This is a genomic window from Curtobacterium sp. MCPF17_021 (genome assembly GCF_003234605.2).
Taxonomy (GTDB): domain Bacteria; phylum Actinomycetota; class Actinomycetes; order Actinomycetales; family Microbacteriaceae; genus Curtobacterium; species Curtobacterium flaccumfaciens.
Genome location: NZ_CP126252.1, coordinates 1,533,664 through 1,549,643 on the forward strand (window position 1 = coordinate 1,533,664; position 15,980 = coordinate 1,549,643).

A 15,980-nucleotide genomic window follows, 5' to 3' on the forward strand; every position below is an offset into this window, starting at 1 on the left:
CGACCCGGTCGGGCGTCGATGGAGACCAGTACAGGGCGCTTCCCCATGACGAGCCTATGAACGAACCCTGCGCACGCTCCGGGCTTGCTCGGGGGACGCCGAGTGGTGCTCCGGCGTTAGGGTGGCCTTACTTCCATGCCTCCATCGACGTCCACGCCCCCGGCTCCCAGCTCCGTCCCCCGACTCGTCGGTGCGACCGTGCTGGCGGTCGTCGTCCTCGCCGTGGCGTGTGCGCTGTCGATCGCGTACGGCTCGCGGCCGATCCCGCTCGGCACCGTCCTCGACACGGTGATGCATCCCGGGCGGAGCGACGAGATCGGGCTCATCGTGCTCGGCAACCGCGTGCCCCGCACCGTCGTCGGACTGCTCGCCGGGGCCGCGCTCGGGGTGGCCGGGGCGGTCATGCAGGGCGTGACGCGGAACCCGCTCGCCGACCCGAGCGTCCTCGGCATCAACTCCGGAGCGACCCTGGCCGTGGTGGCCGGGATCGCGGTCTTCGGCGTGAGCGGCACGGCTGCCTACCTGCCGTTCGCGTTCGTCGGGGCCGCCCTCGCCGCCGTGCTCGTGTACGGGATCGCGACCGTCGCCCGACGCGGCCTCTCTCCTGTCGGGCTCGCCCTCGCCGGAGCTGTGGTCGCCGCAGCGCTGTCGTCGGTCACCACCGCGGTGCTCGTGACCGACCAGAGCCTGCTCGACCAGCTGCGGTTCTGGCAGGTCGGTGCCCTCGCCGGCAAGGACCTCGGCACGGCGGGGATCATCACGGCGCCGGTGCTCGTCGGGCTGGTGATCGCGTTCGGTCTCGGTCGGTCGCTCAACACCCTCGCGCTCGGGGACGAACTCGCGGCGTCGCTCGGGCAGCGGGTCGTGCTCGTCCGCGCCGTCGGCGGTCTGGTCGCGGTGCTGCTGGCCGGCTCCGCGGTGGCCGCCGCCGGGCCGATCGCCTTCGTCGGGCTCGCCGTGCCGCACGCCGTCCGCCGGCTGAGCGGCCCGGACCACCGCTGGACCATCCTGCTGTCGGCGATCGTCGCCCCAGCACTGCTGCTCGTCGCCGACGTCATCGGCCGCGTCGTGGCGTACCCGGGGGAGCTGCAGGTCGGCATCGTCACGGCGTTGATCGGCGCGCCGGTGTTCATCGCGCTCGTGCGGTCGAGGGCGGTGCGGGGACTGTGAGGCAGTTGTTCGGCTCCGGCCGCCCGCGGTCCGGCGGTCTGCGCCGCTCGGCCGGCCTGCGTCGTGAGGTCGCGGTGCTCGTCGCCGTGCTCGTGGTCGTCGTGGTGCTCGTCCTGGTCGGGCTCGGCGCCGGTTCGATCCCGCTCACCCCGGGCCAGGTGCTCGCCTCCCTGTTCGGCCAGGGGGACCGGATCTCGGACTTCGTGATCGGGCAGCTCCGCGGGCCGCGGGTGCTCGGTGCCGTCCTCGTCGGGGCCAGTCTCGGCGTCGCCGGCGCGATCGTGCAGAGCGTCGTGCGGAACCCGATCGCGAGCCCCGACGTCATCGGGATCACCTCGGGGGCCAGCGCCGCCGGACTCACCGCCATCGTGCTGTTCGGTGCGAGCGGTGGCACGCTCTTCTCGGTCGTGCTCGTCGGCGCCGTGGTGGTCTCGATCGTCATCGCCGGGCTCGCCTGGCGACGGGGGATCACCGGCAACCGGGTGATCCTCGTCGGGATCGGCGTCGCGGCCATCTGCCTGAGCATTACCGGCTGGATGCTCACGAGCGGCACCGTCACCCAGGCCGGCACCGCGCTGCTCTGGCTCTCCGGCAGCCTGAACGCCGTCGACCGCGACCTGGTCGGGGTGCTCGGCGTCGCGTTCGTCGTGCTCGGCGTGCTCGCGCTGCTGCAGTCCGCCCGTCTGCAGGTCCTGAGCCTCGGGGACGAGGTCGCCGCCGCGCTCGGACTCCGGCCGGACCGAGCGAAGGTGCTCCTGCTCCTCACCGCCGTGTGCCTGACCGCCGCAGCCGTCGCCACCGCGGGACCCGTCTCGTTCGTGGCGCTGATGTCTGCGCCGATCGCCCGACGCCTCGTCGGCGGCGGACGGGTGGCGCTCGCGCCGGCCGCTGCCGTCGGAGCCGCGATCACGCTCGGCAGCGACCTGCTGGCACAGTTCGCCTTCCCCGGCACCGCGCTGCCGGTGGGCGTCGTGACGGGCGTCGTGGGGGCGCCGTACCTGCTCTGGTTGCTCGCGCGGGGACGGTGACGACGGGTCCCACGGGGCGCTGACGTCGGGTCCCACGGGTCGCCGACGCGGCTCGTGCGTTCGCGGATCGCGGAAGTCCCTCCACAGTCCCAGATCGGGGCTGCCGCTCGGGCCGTCGTTTCCGATACGCTGGTGGGCCAAGAGGAGGAGGTCCACCGATGCCAGATCCAGTGGTCCCGCAGCCGGGCGGTCAGAAGACCCCGGAGCAGCGGCTGGTCGACACCACGCTGACCTTCAGCATGGACATGGGCGCGGCGCTCACCGCCGAGTCCGGTGTCTCGACCGAAGAACGTGAAGCCGTCAACGCACTGCCCTCCGGGTCGGCGTTGCTCGTGGTCCGTCGCGGCCCCAACGTGGGTGCGCGGTTCCTCCTCGACTCCGACGTCACGACGGCCGGTCGACACCCCGACGCCGACATCTTCCTCGACGACGTCACCGTGTCGCGCAAGCACGCGCAGTTCCTGCGCCACGGCACGAGCTTCAGCGTCAAGGACAACGGTTCGCTGAACGGCACGTACTTCGACGGTGTCCGCATCGACGAAGCGCTGCTCACCGACGGGGCCGAGGTCCAGGTCGGCAAGTTCCGCCTGACGTTCTACGCATCTCGGGTCGACCTGGCGCGCCTGGCGAACGCGTAGTGGCCGCACGGTCCGCTGCGGCCCGGGCGGGGTCCGCGGCACCGGACCTGCTCACCATCGGGCAGGTCCTCGCTCGCCTCAAGCCCGAGTTCCCGGACCTGTCGAGCTCCAAGCTGCGGTTCCTCGAAGAGCGCGAGCTCGTCACCCCGATCCGCACGGCCAGCGGGTACCGCAAGTTCTCCGCTGGCGACCTCGAGCGGCTCCGGGTGATCCTCGGACTGCAGCGTGACCACTACCTGCCGCTCAAGGTCATCAAGGAGTACCTCGCCGACCTCGATGCCGGGCGCGAACCCGTCCTGCCCGGCGGCGGAGACGCACCCAAGCCGTCGATCCTCGGCCGTGAGCGTCGGTACACCCGCGACGAGACGGTCCGGGCAGCCGGCGCCTCCCCGATGCTCCTCGCCGATGCGGTCTCGGCTTCGCTGCTCCCGGCCACCGACACCTACGGCGACGACGGCGTCTCCGTGCTGAAGGCCCTGGTCGAACTGCAGCGCACGGGTATCGAGCCGCGACACCTCCGCACGCTGCGCAGCACCGCCGAGCGCGAGGTGGGTCTCATCGAGTCCGCCCTCATGCCGGTCTCCCGCCGGGGCGACGCCACCTCTCGCGCGAAGGCCACGGAGCTCGCGCGCGAGATCGCCGGGCACCTCGAGATCATCCGGTCGAACCTCATCCGCCAGGCCATCGGTCGTCTCGACGCATGACGCCGTCCGGTGCTCCGACAGGGCTTGTGTGTCAGTGGCCGAGGCGTATCCTCGACACGCCGGACGCGCCGGGTCGGATGTCCCGCGCGGGAGCGGTCGGAGTCGCTACCGTGGACCTCGGAACAACTCTCAACCCGTCGTTGAAGCTTCGGGTGGGAGCTCGATCGTCGTGGAAGGCAAGCTCATGAGTGGGAACGACACCCCTGGCACCGAGTCTGATGTGACCCGGTACGACCTCGGGCTGCTCTTCACCGATGGTCTGCCCGAGCACGACGAGCAGAACGGCTACCGTGGCACCGTCGCCGCACGGGCAGCCGGCATCTCGTACCGCCAGCTCGACTACTGGGCCCGCACCGAACTCGTGCAGCCGACGATCCGTGGGGCCGCCGGCTCGGGATCGCAGCGCCTGTACGGGTTCCGCGACATCCTCGTGCTCAAGCTCGTGAAGCGCCTGCTCGACACCGGCATCTCGCTGCAGCAGATCCGCACCGCGGTCAACCAGCTCCGTGAGTCCGGCGTCTCCGACCTGGCGCAGACCACGCTGATGTCCGACGGCGCCTCGGTGTACCTGTGCACCTCCGACGACGAGGTCATCGACCTCGTGTCCCGCGGCCAGGGTGTCTTCGGCATCGCGGTCGGCAAGGTCTTGCGTGAGGTCGAGAGCTCCCTGGTCGAGCTCGACGCCACCGCCGCGGCCGACCCCTCCGACGAGCTCGCCGCTCGTCGCGCTTCCCGCGCTTCCTGACCTTTCGGGTTCGGGCCCGGGTTCAACGGTCGCGAACCGCCGTGTGCGCGTCGCTGAGGGGTCACGAACCGTGGCCTGCGACGCCGTCTGCCGACAGTTGGTGACCTTTCGGCGGACGTGAGCGGCATGTTGTGGCCGCTGGGCGAGCCGGGGTCGGGCGTGTCTGTCGGGGCCGGGGCGGGCCTCCCGGCAGTCGGCGCGTGGTCACGAACCGTCGTGTGCGCGGCGCCGAGGGGTCACGAACTGTCGCCTGCGACGCCGCCTGCCGACAGTTGGTGACCGCTCGGCGGATGTGAGCGGTGTGTTGTAGCCGCTGGGCGAGCCGGGGTCGGGCGTGTCTGCCGGGGCCGGGGCGGGCCTCCCGGCAGTCGGCGCGCGGTCACGAACCGTCGTGTGCGCGGCGCCGGGGGGTCACGAACTGTCGCCTGCGACGCCGCCTGCCGACAGTTGGTGACCGCTCGGCGGATGTGAGCGGCATGTCACGCGACCGCGACCGCGAACACGCGACCGCACGAGCACCGACCTACGCGGCGCCACCCTCGGCGTACGGACCGATCTTGCCGGTGCGCATGATGCGCTCGAGCAGCTGGTCGAAGTTCTTCGCCATCTCCTGCGCGGACTCGCCGGGCCAGACGTGCAGCGGCTTCGCGGCACCCTGCGCCTGCTGCAGCGACGTGCGCTCCGGCAGCTGCGGGGAGAGCACGAGCGGGCCGAACATGTCCCGGAGTTCCTTGATGCGGAACTGGTGCTCGAGCGACTGCACCCGGGCACGGTTCACGATGATGCCGAGGGGCTGCAGGCGCGGGGAGAGCCCGCGGCGGATCTCCTCGATGGCGCGCAGCGCACGGTCAGCGGCGGCCACGGAGAACAGGCCCGGCTCGGTGACGACGGTGACGCGGTCGGACGCGGCCCACGCGGTGCGGGTCAGGGCGTTCAGCGACGGTGCGCAGTCGATAAGGACGAGCTCGTAGTCCTGCTCGACGTTCGCCAGGGCCTCTTCGAGCTTCCAGATGTCGCGGATCGACGGGTGCGGCCCGTCGAAGTTGATGGCGGAGGGCGACCCGACCATGACGTCGATCTTGCCCTGCGACCCCTTCGTCCAGCCCGAGGGGGCGATCGCCTGACGGACGATCTTCTCCTTCGGGTTCTCGAGGACGTCGGCGACGTTGAGGTGGCCGGCGAGGTTGATGTCGAGGCCCGTCGAGACGTCGGACTGCGGGTCCAGATCCACCACCAGCGTGCGCAGTCCCTTGGCGAACGCGGCCGAGGTCAGGCCGAGCGTCACCGTCGTCTTGCCGACACCACCCTTGAGGGAGCTCACGCTGAGTACATGCACGTTGAGCAACGTTACCGCCACTAGGGTTGTCTCACCTCAACCCGGGCTGAAAGGGACGTCGTGTTCACGAAGATCCTCGTTGCGAACCGTGGCGAGATCGCCATCCGCGCGTTCCGTGCCGCCTACGAGTTGGGGGCCCGTACGGTGGCCGTCTACCCGTACGAAGACCGGAACTCCCTGCACCGGCTCAAGGCCGACGAGGCCTACCTGATCGGGGAGCGGGGCCACCCGGTCCGGGCGTACCTGGACGTCTCCGAGATCATCCGCGTCGCCCGCGAGTCGGGGGCCGACGCGATCTACCCGGGGTACGGATTCCTGTCCGAGAACCCCGAGCTCGCCGCGGCAGCAGCCGCGAACGGCATCACCTTCATCGGTCCGGGCGAGCACGTGCTCGAGATGGCCGGCAACAAGGTCACCGCGAAGGAGCACGCGATCGCGGCCGGCGTCCCGGTCCTCGCGAGCACCCCGGCGAGCCGCGACATCGACGAACTGATCGCCGGCGCCGACGCGATCGGGTTCCCGGTCTTCGCCAAGGCCGTCGCCGGTGGTGGTGGCCGAGGCATGCGCCGGGTGGAGACGAAGCCCGAGCTGCGCGACGCCCTCGAAGCAGCCATGCGCGAGGCCGACAGCGCGTTCGGCGACCCGACGATGTTCCTCGAGCAGGCCGTCATCCGTCCGCGCCACATCGAGGTGCAGATCCTCGCCGACGCGACCGGCACCGACGCCGGCACGATCCACCTGTTCGAGCGGGACTGCTCGGTCCAGCGGCGCAACCAGAAGGTCGTCGAGATCGCGCCGGCGCCGAACCTCGACCCCGCGATCGCGCAGGCACTGCACCGTGACGCTGTGGCCTTCGCCCGGTCGATCGGGTACGTGAACGCCGGCACCGTGGAGTTCCTGCTCGACACCGAGGGCGAGCGCGAGGGGCAGCACGTCTTCATCGAGATGAACCCGCGCATCCAGGTCGAGCACACGGTCACCGAAGAGGTCACCGACGTCGACCTGGTGCAGTCGCAGATGCGCATCGCGGCGGGGGAGACCCTCGCCGCCCTCGGACTGTCGCAGGACACCGTCGCCGTGCACGGCGCCGCGCTGCAGACCCGCATCACGACCGAGGACCCGACGCAGGGCTTCCGTCCGGACACCGGCCGGATCAGCACCTACCGCAGCCCCGGCGGCGCCGGCGTCCGGCTCGACGGCGGCACGGTCGCCACCGGCGCGCAGATCAGCCCGCACTTCGACTCGATGCTCGCGAAGATGACGTGCCGCGGCCGGGACTTCCCGGCGGCGGTGTCCCGTGCCAAGCGCGCCCTCGCCGAGTTCCGCATCCGCGGCGTCAGCACGAACATCCCGTTCCTGCAGGCCGTACTCGAGGACCCGGACTTCGCCCGCGGTGACGTCTCGACGAAGTTCATCGAGGAACGCCCGCAGCTCTTCGGCGGCCACGTCTCGAAGGACCGCGGCACGAAGGTGCTCACCTGGCTCGCCGACGTCACGGTGAACAAGCCGAACGGGGAGCGGTCGCCGCTGGTCACCGACCCGGCCGACAAGCTCCCGGCCACGGACCTGACGGCGCCGGTGCCCGAGGGACAGCGCGACCGCCTGCTGGCCATGGGGCCGGCCGAGTGGTCGAAGGCCCTGCGCGCCCAGACGGCCCTCGCGGTGACCGAGACGACGATGCGCGACGCCCACCAGTCGCTCCTCGCCACCCGGGTCCGCACGAAGGACCTCGTCGCCGTCGCGCCGCACGTCGCGCGGCTCACCCCGCAGCTGCTCAGCGTCGAGGCCTGGGGAGGTGCCACGTACGACGTGGCACTCCGGTTCCTTGGTGAGGACCCCTGGGAGCGCCTGTCCTCGCTGCGCGAAGCGATGCCGAACATCCCGATTCAGATGCTGCTGCGCGGCCGCAACACGGTCGGGTACACGCCGTACCCGACCGAGGTCACCGACGCCTTCGTCGACGAGGCGGCCCGGTCCGGCGTCGACGTCTTCCGCGTGTTCGACGCGCTGAACGACGTCAGCCAGCTGCGTCCAGCCCTGGAGGCCGTGCTCGCGACCGGCACGGCGGTCGCCGAGGCGGCGCTCTGCTACACCGCCGACCTCCTCGACCCCGCCGAGGACCTCTACACGCTCGACTACTACCTCCGCCTGGCGGAGCAGATGGTCGACGCCGGCGCGCACGTCATCGGCATCAAGGACATGGCCGGGCTCCTCCGTGCCGGTGCGGCCGAGAAGCTCGTCACCGCGCTGCGCGAGCGCTTCGACCAGCCCGTGCACGTGCACACCCACGACACCGCCGGCGGCCAGCTCGCGACCCTGCTCGCAGCCTCGCGCGCCGGGGCCGACGCCGTCGACGTGGCCGCAGCACCCATGGCGGGCACGACCAGCCAGCCGAGCATGTCCGCCCTGGTCGCCGCGCTGGCCCACACCGAGCGCGACACCGGTCTGTCCCTCGACGCCGTCGGTGACCTCGAGCCGTACTGGGAGTCGGTTCGTCGCGTGTACGCCCCGTTCGAGTCCGGGCTCGCCGGTCCGACCGGGCGTGTCTACAAGCACGAGATCCCCGGCGGTCAGCTGTCGAACCTCCGGCAGCAGGCGATCGCCCTCGGCCTCGGTGACCGGTTCGAGCAGGTCGAGGACTGGTACGCCGAGGCGAACCGGATCCTCGGACGCCCCACGAAGGTCACGCCGTCGTCGAAGGTCGTCGGTGACCTCGCGCTGCAGCTCGCAGCGGTCGGTGCCGACCCGGTCGACTTCGAGCAGAACCCCGACAAGTACGACATCCCGGACTCCGTGGTCGGGTTCATGGCCGGCGAACTGGGCGACCTGCCCGGCGGCTGGCCCGAGCCGTTCCGCTCGAAGGTCCTGGCCGGGCGCGACGTCCGACTCGAGATCACCCCCGTGCCCGCGGACGAGCGCGCGCACCTCGAGACCCCCGGGCCGGCGCGCCAGCAGGCGCTCAACCGCCTGCTCTTCCCGAAGCCGACGCAGCAGTTCCAGCGCGTGCGGGAGCAGTACGGCGACCTGTCCGTCGTGCCGACCGTCGACTACCTGTACGGGCTGCGCCCCGGGCAGGAGCACAGCGTCCCGCTCGGCAAGGGCGTCGACCTGTTCGTCGGGCTCGAGGCGATCGGCGAGGTGGACGCGAAGGGCATCCGCACGGTCATGGCGACGATGAACGGGCAGCTCCGCCCGGTCGCCGTCCGCGACCGTTCGGTCGAGGTCGAGACGAAGGCGGCCGAGAAGGCCGACGCGTCCGACCCCAAGCACGTGGCCGCGCCGTTCTCCGGCGTGGTGACGCTCAAGGTCGCCGTCGGTGACGTCGTCGAGGCCGGTACGCCGGTGGCGAGCATCGAGGCGATGAAGATGGAAGCGGCCATCACGGCGCCCGTGTCGGGCGCCGTGGGCCGACTCGCGATCCCGGTGACCCAGCAGGTGGACGCCGGCGACCTCCTGGTGGTGCTGCAGTAAATTGACCGTTCGTCCCATCCGCCTGTTCGGCGACCCCGTCCTCCGCTCGCCGGCCGACCCGATCCGCCCCGAACTGCTCGGGAGCGCCGGGGTCCGTGACCTCGTGCAGGACCTCATCGACACCGTCAAGGAACCCGGACGGGCCGGGGTGGCCGCGCCCCAGATCGGCGTCGGACTCCGTGCGTTCTCGTACAACGTGGACGGTGAGGTCGGCTACGTCCTCAACCCCGAGATCGTCGAGGTCTCCGGCGAGCCCGAGCTCATGGAGGAAGGCTGCCTCTCCGTCCCGGGGCTCGGCTACCCGACGCGTCGCTCCCCGTACGCGAAGGTGCGGGGTGTCGACGTCGACGGCGACGAGGTCGTCCTCGAGGGCACCGGCCTGATGGCCGAGGCGCTCCAGCACGAGTGCGACCACCTGGACGGGACCGTCTACGTGATGACGCTCGACCCCGAGATCCGCCGTCAGGCACTGCGCGACATCCGCGCACAGGACTGGTTCCACTGAGTGCCTGCACAGTCCCGCGTCCGCCGGCTGTGAAACCCGGTGTGACACCCCCACGGGGGATTGTCGCTTTGTCCTGACCAGGAGGTACCGTGCTGCTGTCGGCCTCCCACCGACGCCCCATCACATCCCCCCAGGACTCCCGCATGACCAGTCAGAACGACGAGCTCAGCTCGCACCGCACCCGTACCAACCGACGTCCGGCCGACACCACCGTCACGACCGGTTCCACCGCCGTCCTCGACGCCCCCACGACGGAGCAGTCGCAGGAGGCCTGAGCCCCGCAGGCGCCCCCGGCGCCCGCTGAACGGCCTGGAGGCCCGGATCACGTCCGACGGATGTGATCCGGGCCTCCAGGCCGTTGCGTCCGTACCCGCGCGTACCTGGCGGAATCGGGCGTACCTGGTCGGAAGAATCGACCCGGTACGCCCGAATCGACCAGGTACGCCCGGATGGACCCGGTGTGCCCGAATCGACCAGGTACGCCCGAAGCTGGTCACTCAGCGGGGCGGCCGCGCGCGTACCTGGCGGAATCGGGCGTACCTGGTCGGAAGAACCGTCCCGGGACGCCCGGAACGACCAGGTACGCCCGGAGCTGGTCGCTCAGCGGGGCGGCCGCGCGCGTACCTGGCGGAATCGGGCGTACCTGGTCGGAAGGATCGACCGGGTACGCCCGGAACGACCTGGTACGCCCGAATCGACCCGGTACGCCCGGGGCTGGTCGCTCAAAGGGGCGGCCGCGCGTGTACCTGGCGGAATCGGGCGTGCCTGGTCGGAAGAATCGACCAGGTACGCCCGGAACGACCAGGTACGCCCGAAAGCTGCCAGCCGCACGCGCGGCGACCGCCTGGAGGCCCGGTGCCAGTCCGGCGGACCGGCACCGGGCCTCCTGGCGGTGGCGCCCACACCTGCGCGTACCTACCGGAATCGGGCGTACCTGGTCGGAAGAACCGACCCGGTACGCCCGGAACGACCAGGTACGCCCGGCGGGCGCTACGCGCGGTTGCGGCGCCGACCCTCGATGACCGGTGTCGCCGTCGTCTGCACCTTCGACCCGGAGTAGATGTGGTCGATGTCCGCGGCGAAGTCCTTGAGGATCACCGACCGCTTGATCGTGAGCTTCGGCGTGAGGTGCCCGGAGGCCTCGGTCAGGTCCGTGTCGAGGATCGTGAACGACCGGACCGACTCGGCGCGGGAGACCCGGCCGTTGGCGGCGTCGATGGCCTCCTGGACGGCGGAGAGCACGCGCTCGTCGTAGGCGGCCTCGTGCCCGCTCAGCGCCGGGGTGATGCCGCGGGACTCGCACCAGCCGGGGAGCATCTCGCGGTCGAGCGTCACGAGTGCTGCGACGAACGGCTTGCCCTCGCCGACGACCACGACCTGGCCGATGAGCGGGTGCTCGCGGATGCCGTCCTCGAGCGGTGCCGGCGCGACGTTCTTCCCGCTCGCGGTGACGATGAGCTCCTTGGCGCGTCCGGTGACCGTGAGGACCCCGTCGGCGTCGATCCGGCCGAGGTCGCCGGTGCGGAACCAGCCGTCGGCGAATGCGTGCTCGGTCGCCTCGTCGTTCCGCCAGTACCGGTCGAAGACGTCGACGCCGCGGATCAGGATCTCGCCGTCGTCGGCGATCCGGACCTCGATGCCGGGCAGCGCCCGCCCGACCGTCCCGATGCGGAGTTCCCGGGCACGGTTGACGGTGGCGGGGGCGGTGGTCTCGGTCAGGCCGTAGCCCTCGAGGATGAGCACCCCGATCGAGCGGAAGAAGTGCGAGAGCCGTGGGGAGAGGGGTGCCGAACCGCTCACGGCGTACTCGACCCGGCCGCCGAGGGCGTCGCGGAGCTTGGCGTACACGAGCCGGTCGAACAGCTTGAACTTCAGCCCGAGCAGGAACGGCACCCTGCCGGCTGCGAGGGCCTCGGAGTGGGCGACCGCGGTGTCGGCCGCCGCGCGGAAGATCCTGCCCTTGCCGCCGAGGTCGGCCTTCTGCTCGGCGGAGTTGTAGATCTTCTCGAACACCCGGGGGACTGCGAGCAGGAACGTCGGCTTGAAGGTCGACACCGCCCGCATCAGGTCCTTGGTGTCCGGCTCGTGGCCGACGAGGACGCCGGCGGACACCGACATCGCGGCGATGAACCGGGCGAAGACGTGGGCGAGCGGGATGAACAGCAGGGTCGAGGCGCCGTCGGCGACGACCTCGGGCATGGCTTCGCTCGCGCCCTCCACCGTGGCGGTGAAGTTGTCGTGCCGCAGGACGCAGCCCTTCGGCCGGCCGGTGCTGCCCGAGGTGTAGATGATCGTGGCGTCGTCGTGCCCGCGCACGTTCGCGGTCCGGGCGTCGAGTTCGTCGTCGGTGACGTCCTCGCCGAGCCGGGTCAGGTCGTCGAGGCCGCCGCCGTCGATCGTCCAGTGCTGGCCCAGGGACGGCAGGTCGGGTGCGATGGAGGCGACGCGGCGCGCGTGTTCCTCTTGCTCCACGATGATCGCGACCGAATCGGAGTCGGACAGGATCCAGCGCACCTGGTCGGGGGAGCTCGTCTCGTACACGGGCACGGACACCAGGCCGGCTGTCCACACGGCGAAGTCGACCAGGGTCCACTCCAGACGGGTGCGGGACAGGATCGCGACGTGCGCGCCCGGTTCGAGCCCGGCGGCGACGAAGCCCTTCGCGATGCCGCGCACCCGGGCGAGCGTCTCCGCCGCGGTGAAGGTGGTCCAGGTGTCGCCGTGGCGCTGGGCCAGGATCGGACGGTCGGGCGTCAGCCGGACGCGGTCGCCGAGGAGCCGCGCTGCCGAGCCGTGGTCCGGGGCGACGGGACCGGCGCTGGGCGGTGTGGCGTGCCTCCCGGCCGACGGTGTGGTCCCGGTGGCGGCGCTGCCAACGGTGGACGTGTCGGTGGAGGCGCTGCTGCGTGCAGGACGCTGATCGTTCACGGTGACTCCCTTGTCTGCCGGTTCGACTCGAGTGCGCCTCAACACCGAGGCGACACCGCCAGCATAGGACGCGTCACCGGGCGTTCCGTGACTTCGCGGCGAACCGGTAGGCTCGTTGCTCGTGCACGCCATCGGAATCGACATCGGGGGCACCAAGATCGCGGGTGCGGTCGTGACGGAACTGGGCGAGATCGTCGCCGAGGACCGCGTGGCCACCAACGCTGCGGACCCGAACGCCATGCTCGACGACGTCGTCTCGATGGTCGAGCGACTCAGCTCGCTCCACCAGGTCGGCGCCGTGGGGGTCGCTGCCCCCGGGTTCATCGACGCCTCGCAGTCGATCGTCTACTACACGCCGAACATCCGGTGGCGGAACGAACCGCTCCGGCAGAAGCTGCAGCAGCGCCTCGGCGACCTCCACATCACGGTGGACAACGACGCGAACGCCGCCGGCTGGGCCGAGTTCCGGTTCGGCGCCGGTCGGCTCGTGTCCGACATGACCATGCTGACCATCGGCACGGGCGTCGGTGGGGCCATCGTGACCGAGGACCGCCTGTTCCGCGGGGGCTTCGGCACCGGCGGCGAGATCGGCCACCTGCGCATCGTCCCGAACGGGCTGCCCTGCGGCTGCGGCGCCCGCGGCTGCATCGAGCAGTACGGCTCGGGCCGCGCCCTGCAGCGCATGGCGAACGACGTCGCCGACGCCGGTGGCATCGGTTCGGCCCTGGCCGACGCCCGCGCCGACAACGGCGGCCAGCTCGACGGCAAGATCGTCGGCGACCTGATCCTGGCCGACGACCCGGGTGCCCTCGCGGCCCTCCGTCGGCTCGGTCGACACCTCGGCGAGGCGTGCGCGTCGCTGTCCGCGGTGCTCGACCCGCAGCTCTTCGTGTTCGGCGGCGGCGTCGCCAGCGCGGGGGACCGGCTGCTCGACCCGATCAAGCAGGCGTACCTCAACAACCTGCCGGCCCGCGGGTACCACCCCGAGCCGGACTTCGTGATCGCCGAACTCGTCAACGACGCCGGCGTCGTCGGTGCCGCCGACCTCGCCCGCATCCACGCCCGCACGGCGTAGGGTCGGCGCGCACACGCGCACACGCGCACACGAACGACCGCCCACCCCGGGCCGTGCACCACCCGGACCTTCTCACCACCTGGAGTCGTCGATGACCTACTGGCTGCTGAAGAACTTCGTGCTCGGCCCGCTCATCCTCACCCTGTTCCGGCCGTGGGTCGTCGGGCGTGAGCACGTCCCGACCTCGGGCCCGGTCATCTTCGCCTCGAACCACATCTCGTTCATCGACTCGGTGATCCTGCCGGCGGTGCTCGACCGTCGACTCTCGTTCCTGGCGAAGAGCGACTACTTCACCGGCCGTGGCCTGAAGGGCTGGGCGACGAAGACGTTCTTCAACGCCATCGGCCAGCTGCCGATCGACCGCTCCGGCGGCAAGGCGTCCGAGGCGTCGCTCCGCACCGGCCTGCAGGTCCTGGCGCGCGGTGAGCAGCTCGGCATCTACCCCGAGGGCACCCGCAGCCCCGACGGCAAGCTCTACCGCGGCCGCACCGGCATCGCCCGGATGATCCTCGAGGGGCGCGTGCTCGTCGTCCCCGTGGCCATGGTCGGCACGCGCGAGGTGCAGCAGATCGGGCAGCGCTTCCCGAAGATCAAGCGCGTCGGGGTCGTGTTCGGCAAGCCGCTCGACTTCTCGCGGTTCCAGGGGTTCGAGACCGACCGCTTCATCCTGCGCAGCGTCACGGACGAGGTCATGCACGAGCTCGCCGGCCTGAGCCGTCAGGAGTACGTGGACGTCTACGCGACCAGCGTGAAGGAGCGGGCGAGCTCCGCGCGCGAGGCCGTCATGCGGGAACGGAAGTCGACGCCTGCACGTTAGGCTCTGATGGTCCCGGCACCCCGCCAGGACGCCCATCGACGACGCGCGGCCCGGTGCCGGTCAGCGTCGTCGGGCCGCCCGCACAGAACACCGAGGTAACGCCCTTGCCCGAGTCGACCGACTTCGTCGCCCTGCAGGATCCGGACGTCATCGAGGGGCTCGACTATTGGCGGACGCTCCCGATCAAGCAGCAGCCGACCTGGCCGGACGCCGCCGCGGCCGAGGCCGCCTCGGCCGAGATCGCCACGCTCCCGCCGCTCGTGTTCGCGGGCGAGGTCGACAAGCTGCGTGAGCGGCTCGCGGCCGCCGCCCAGGGCAAGGCGTTCCTGCTGCAGGGCGGTGACTGCGCCGAGACCTTCGCCGGTGCCACCGCCGACTCCATCCGCGACCGGGTCAAGACGATCCTGCAGATGGCCGTCGTGCTGACCTACGGTGCCTCGATGCCCGTGATCAAGATGGGGCGCATGGCCGGGCAGTTCGCCAAGCCCCGCTCGAGCGACTTCGAGACCCGCGGCGACGTCACGCTGCCCGCCTACCGCGGCGACATCGTGAACGGCTACGACTTCACGCCGGAGAGCCGGACGGCCGACCCGCGCCGCCTGGTGCAGGGGTACCACACCGCTGCTTCCACGCTGAACCTCGTCCGGGCCTTCACCCAGGGGGGCTTCGCCGACCTGCGCCAGGTGCACTCCTGGAACAAGGGCTTCGCCTCGAACCCCGCGAACGCCCGCTACGAGCACCTCGCCAAGGAGATCGACCGCGCGATCCGCTTCATGGACGCCTGCGGTGCCGACTTCGAGGCGCTCAAGCACGTCGAGTTCTACGCCTCGCACGAGGGGCTGCTGATGGACTACGAGCGCCCGATGACCCGCATCGACTCGCGCTCCGGCCTGGCCTACGACACGTCCGGGCACTTCATCTGGATCGGTGAGCGCACGCGCGACCTCGACGGCGCCCACGTCGACTTCCTGTCGCGGGTGCGCAACCCGATCGGCGTGAAGCTCGGCCCGACGACGAGCGTCGACGACATGAAGGCGCTCGTCGACAAGCTCGACCCGAACCGTGAGCCGGGTCGCCTGACCTTCATCACGCGGATGGGCGCCGGCAAGATCCGCGACGAGCTGCCCAAGCTGCTCGAGGCGATCAAGGGCATGGACGCCAACCCGCTGTGGGTCACCGACCCGATGCACGGCAACGGCCTGACCACGCCGACGGGCTACAAGACCCGCCGGTTCGACGACGTCGTGGACGAGGTCCTCGGCTTCTTCGAGGCCCACCGCCAGGTCGGCACGTACCCGGGTGGCATGCACGTCGAGCTCACCGGTGACGACGTCACCGAGTGCCTCGGCGGCTCGGAGCACATCGACGAGGCCACCCTCGCCACGCGCTACGAGTCGCTGTGCGACCCGCGCCTGAACCACATGCAGTCCCTCGAGCTCGCCTTCCTGGTGGCCGAGGAACTCGGCGCGCACCAGCCCGACCGCTCGTAACGCAGGAACCGTTTCGTCGAAGCGACAGAACCCCGCGGCATGTTCGCGGGGTTCTGTCGCTTTCGCGTGTCGG

The 15,980-nt window shown here is 71.1% G+C and carries 13 protein-coding genes; 11 read left to right on the plus strand and 2 right to left on the minus strand.

The window, feature by feature from the left end:
* Positions 1-135 precede the first annotated feature (135 nt).
* The 5 genes from DEJ29_RS07245 (at position 136) to DEJ29_RS07265 (ending at position 4,285) form a co-directional block, all read left to right on the plus strand.
* Positions 136-1,170 (plus strand): FecCD family ABC transporter permease, encoded by a 1,035-nt coding sequence (locus DEJ29_RS07245; RefSeq protein WP_110864611.1) that lies wholly within the window; start codon positions 136-138, stop codon positions 1,168-1,170.
* Complete coding sequence (locus tag DEJ29_RS07250) at positions 1,167-2,198, plus strand: FecCD family ABC transporter permease (protein WP_258375976.1); 1,032 nt, start codon at positions 1,167-1,169, stop codon at positions 2,196-2,198. Before DEJ29_RS07245 ends, DEJ29_RS07250 begins: the two co-directional genes overlap by 4 nt.
* Before the next feature lie 158 nt (positions 2,199-2,356).
* Positions 2,357-2,836: an FHA domain-containing protein gene (locus DEJ29_RS07255; RefSeq protein ID WP_051596676.1), complete on the plus strand. Its 480-nt coding sequence runs from the start codon at positions 2,357-2,359 to the stop codon at positions 2,834-2,836.
* Positions 2,836-3,540, plus strand: coding sequence for a transcriptional regulator FtsR (gene ftsR / locus DEJ29_RS07260; RefSeq protein ID WP_111095397.1), 705 nt, complete (start codon positions 2,836-2,838; stop codon positions 3,538-3,540). The genes DEJ29_RS07255 and ftsR overlap by 1 nt, the downstream gene beginning before the upstream one ends.
* Before the next feature lie 184 nt (positions 3,541-3,724).
* A complete protein-coding gene (locus DEJ29_RS07265; RefSeq protein WP_027465231.1) occupies positions 3,725-4,285 on the plus strand; it encodes a MerR family transcriptional regulator in 561 nt (186 codons plus the stop codon).
* A 523-nt stretch (positions 4,286-4,808) separates the two neighbouring features.
* Here the strand turns inward: DEJ29_RS07265 and DEJ29_RS07270 are convergent.
* Entirely contained in the window at positions 4,809-5,621 is an 813-nt protein-coding gene (locus tag DEJ29_RS07270) for a ParA family protein (RefSeq protein ID WP_027465232.1), read from the minus strand.
* A 60-nt stretch (positions 5,622-5,681) separates the two neighbouring features.
* Between DEJ29_RS07270 and DEJ29_RS07275 the strand changes: the two genes are divergently transcribed.
* From DEJ29_RS07275 to DEJ29_RS07285, 3 genes are all read left to right on the plus strand, one after another.
* Positions 5,682-9,092: a pyruvate carboxylase gene (locus DEJ29_RS07275; protein WP_111095398.1), complete on the plus strand. Its 3,411-nt coding sequence runs from the start codon at positions 5,682-5,684 to the stop codon at positions 9,090-9,092.
* Between the two features lies 1 nt (position 9,093).
* The gene (locus DEJ29_RS07280) at positions 9,094-9,597 is read left to right on the plus strand and encodes a peptide deformylase (RefSeq protein WP_027465234.1); all 504 of its coding nucleotides are present in this window, start codon (positions 9,094-9,096) and stop codon (positions 9,595-9,597) included.
* 143 nt (positions 9,598-9,740) lie between these two features.
* Positions 9,741-9,872, plus strand: coding sequence for a hypothetical protein (locus DEJ29_RS07285; RefSeq protein ID WP_258375977.1), 132 nt, complete (start codon positions 9,741-9,743; stop codon positions 9,870-9,872).
* Between the two features lie 715 nt (positions 9,873-10,587).
* Here DEJ29_RS07285 and DEJ29_RS07290 read toward each other — a convergent pair.
* Complete coding sequence (locus DEJ29_RS07290) at positions 10,588-12,525, minus strand: AMP-dependent synthetase/ligase (RefSeq protein WP_111095399.1); 1,938 nt, start codon at positions 12,523-12,525, stop codon at positions 10,588-10,590.
* A gap of 121 nt (positions 12,526-12,646) precedes the next feature.
* On the opposite strand from DEJ29_RS07290, the gene DEJ29_RS07295 reads away from it, so the two are divergent.
* The 3 genes from DEJ29_RS07295 (at position 12,647) to DEJ29_RS07305 (ending at position 15,907) form a co-directional block, all read left to right on the plus strand.
* A complete protein-coding gene (locus DEJ29_RS07295; protein WP_017886608.1) occupies positions 12,647-13,600 on the plus strand; it encodes an ROK family glucokinase in 954 nt (317 codons plus the stop codon).
* Between the two features lie 91 nt (positions 13,601-13,691).
* Entirely contained in the window at positions 13,692-14,417 is a 726-nt protein-coding gene (locus DEJ29_RS07300) for a lysophospholipid acyltransferase family protein (protein WP_071405408.1), read from the plus strand.
* A 104-nt stretch (positions 14,418-14,521) separates the two neighbouring features.
* Positions 14,522-15,907, plus strand: coding sequence for a class II 3-deoxy-7-phosphoheptulonate synthase (locus DEJ29_RS07305; protein WP_071405409.1), 1,386 nt, complete (start codon positions 14,522-14,524; stop codon positions 15,905-15,907).
* Positions 15,908-15,980: the final 73 nt, after the last annotated feature.

Bases quoted from the DNA above. Each gene is read 5' to 3' on its own strand.
- DEJ29_RS07245 (WP_110864611.1), top strand. From the start codon at position 136: ATGCCTCCATCGACGTCCACGCCCCCGGCTCCCAGCTCCGTCCCCCGA.
- DEJ29_RS07255 (WP_051596676.1), top strand. From the start codon at position 2,357: ATGCCAGATCCAGTGGTCCCGCAGCCGGGCGGTCAGAAGACCCCGGAG.
- DEJ29_RS07265 (WP_027465231.1), top strand. From the start codon at position 3,725: ATGAGTGGGAACGACACCCCTGGCACCGAGTCTGATGTGACCCGGTAC.
- DEJ29_RS07285 (WP_258375977.1), top strand. From the start codon at position 9,741: ATGACCAGTCAGAACGACGAGCTCAGCTCGCACCGCACCCGTACCAAC.
- DEJ29_RS07300 (WP_071405408.1), top strand. From the start codon at position 13,692: ATGACCTACTGGCTGCTGAAGAACTTCGTGCTCGGCCCGCTCATCCTC.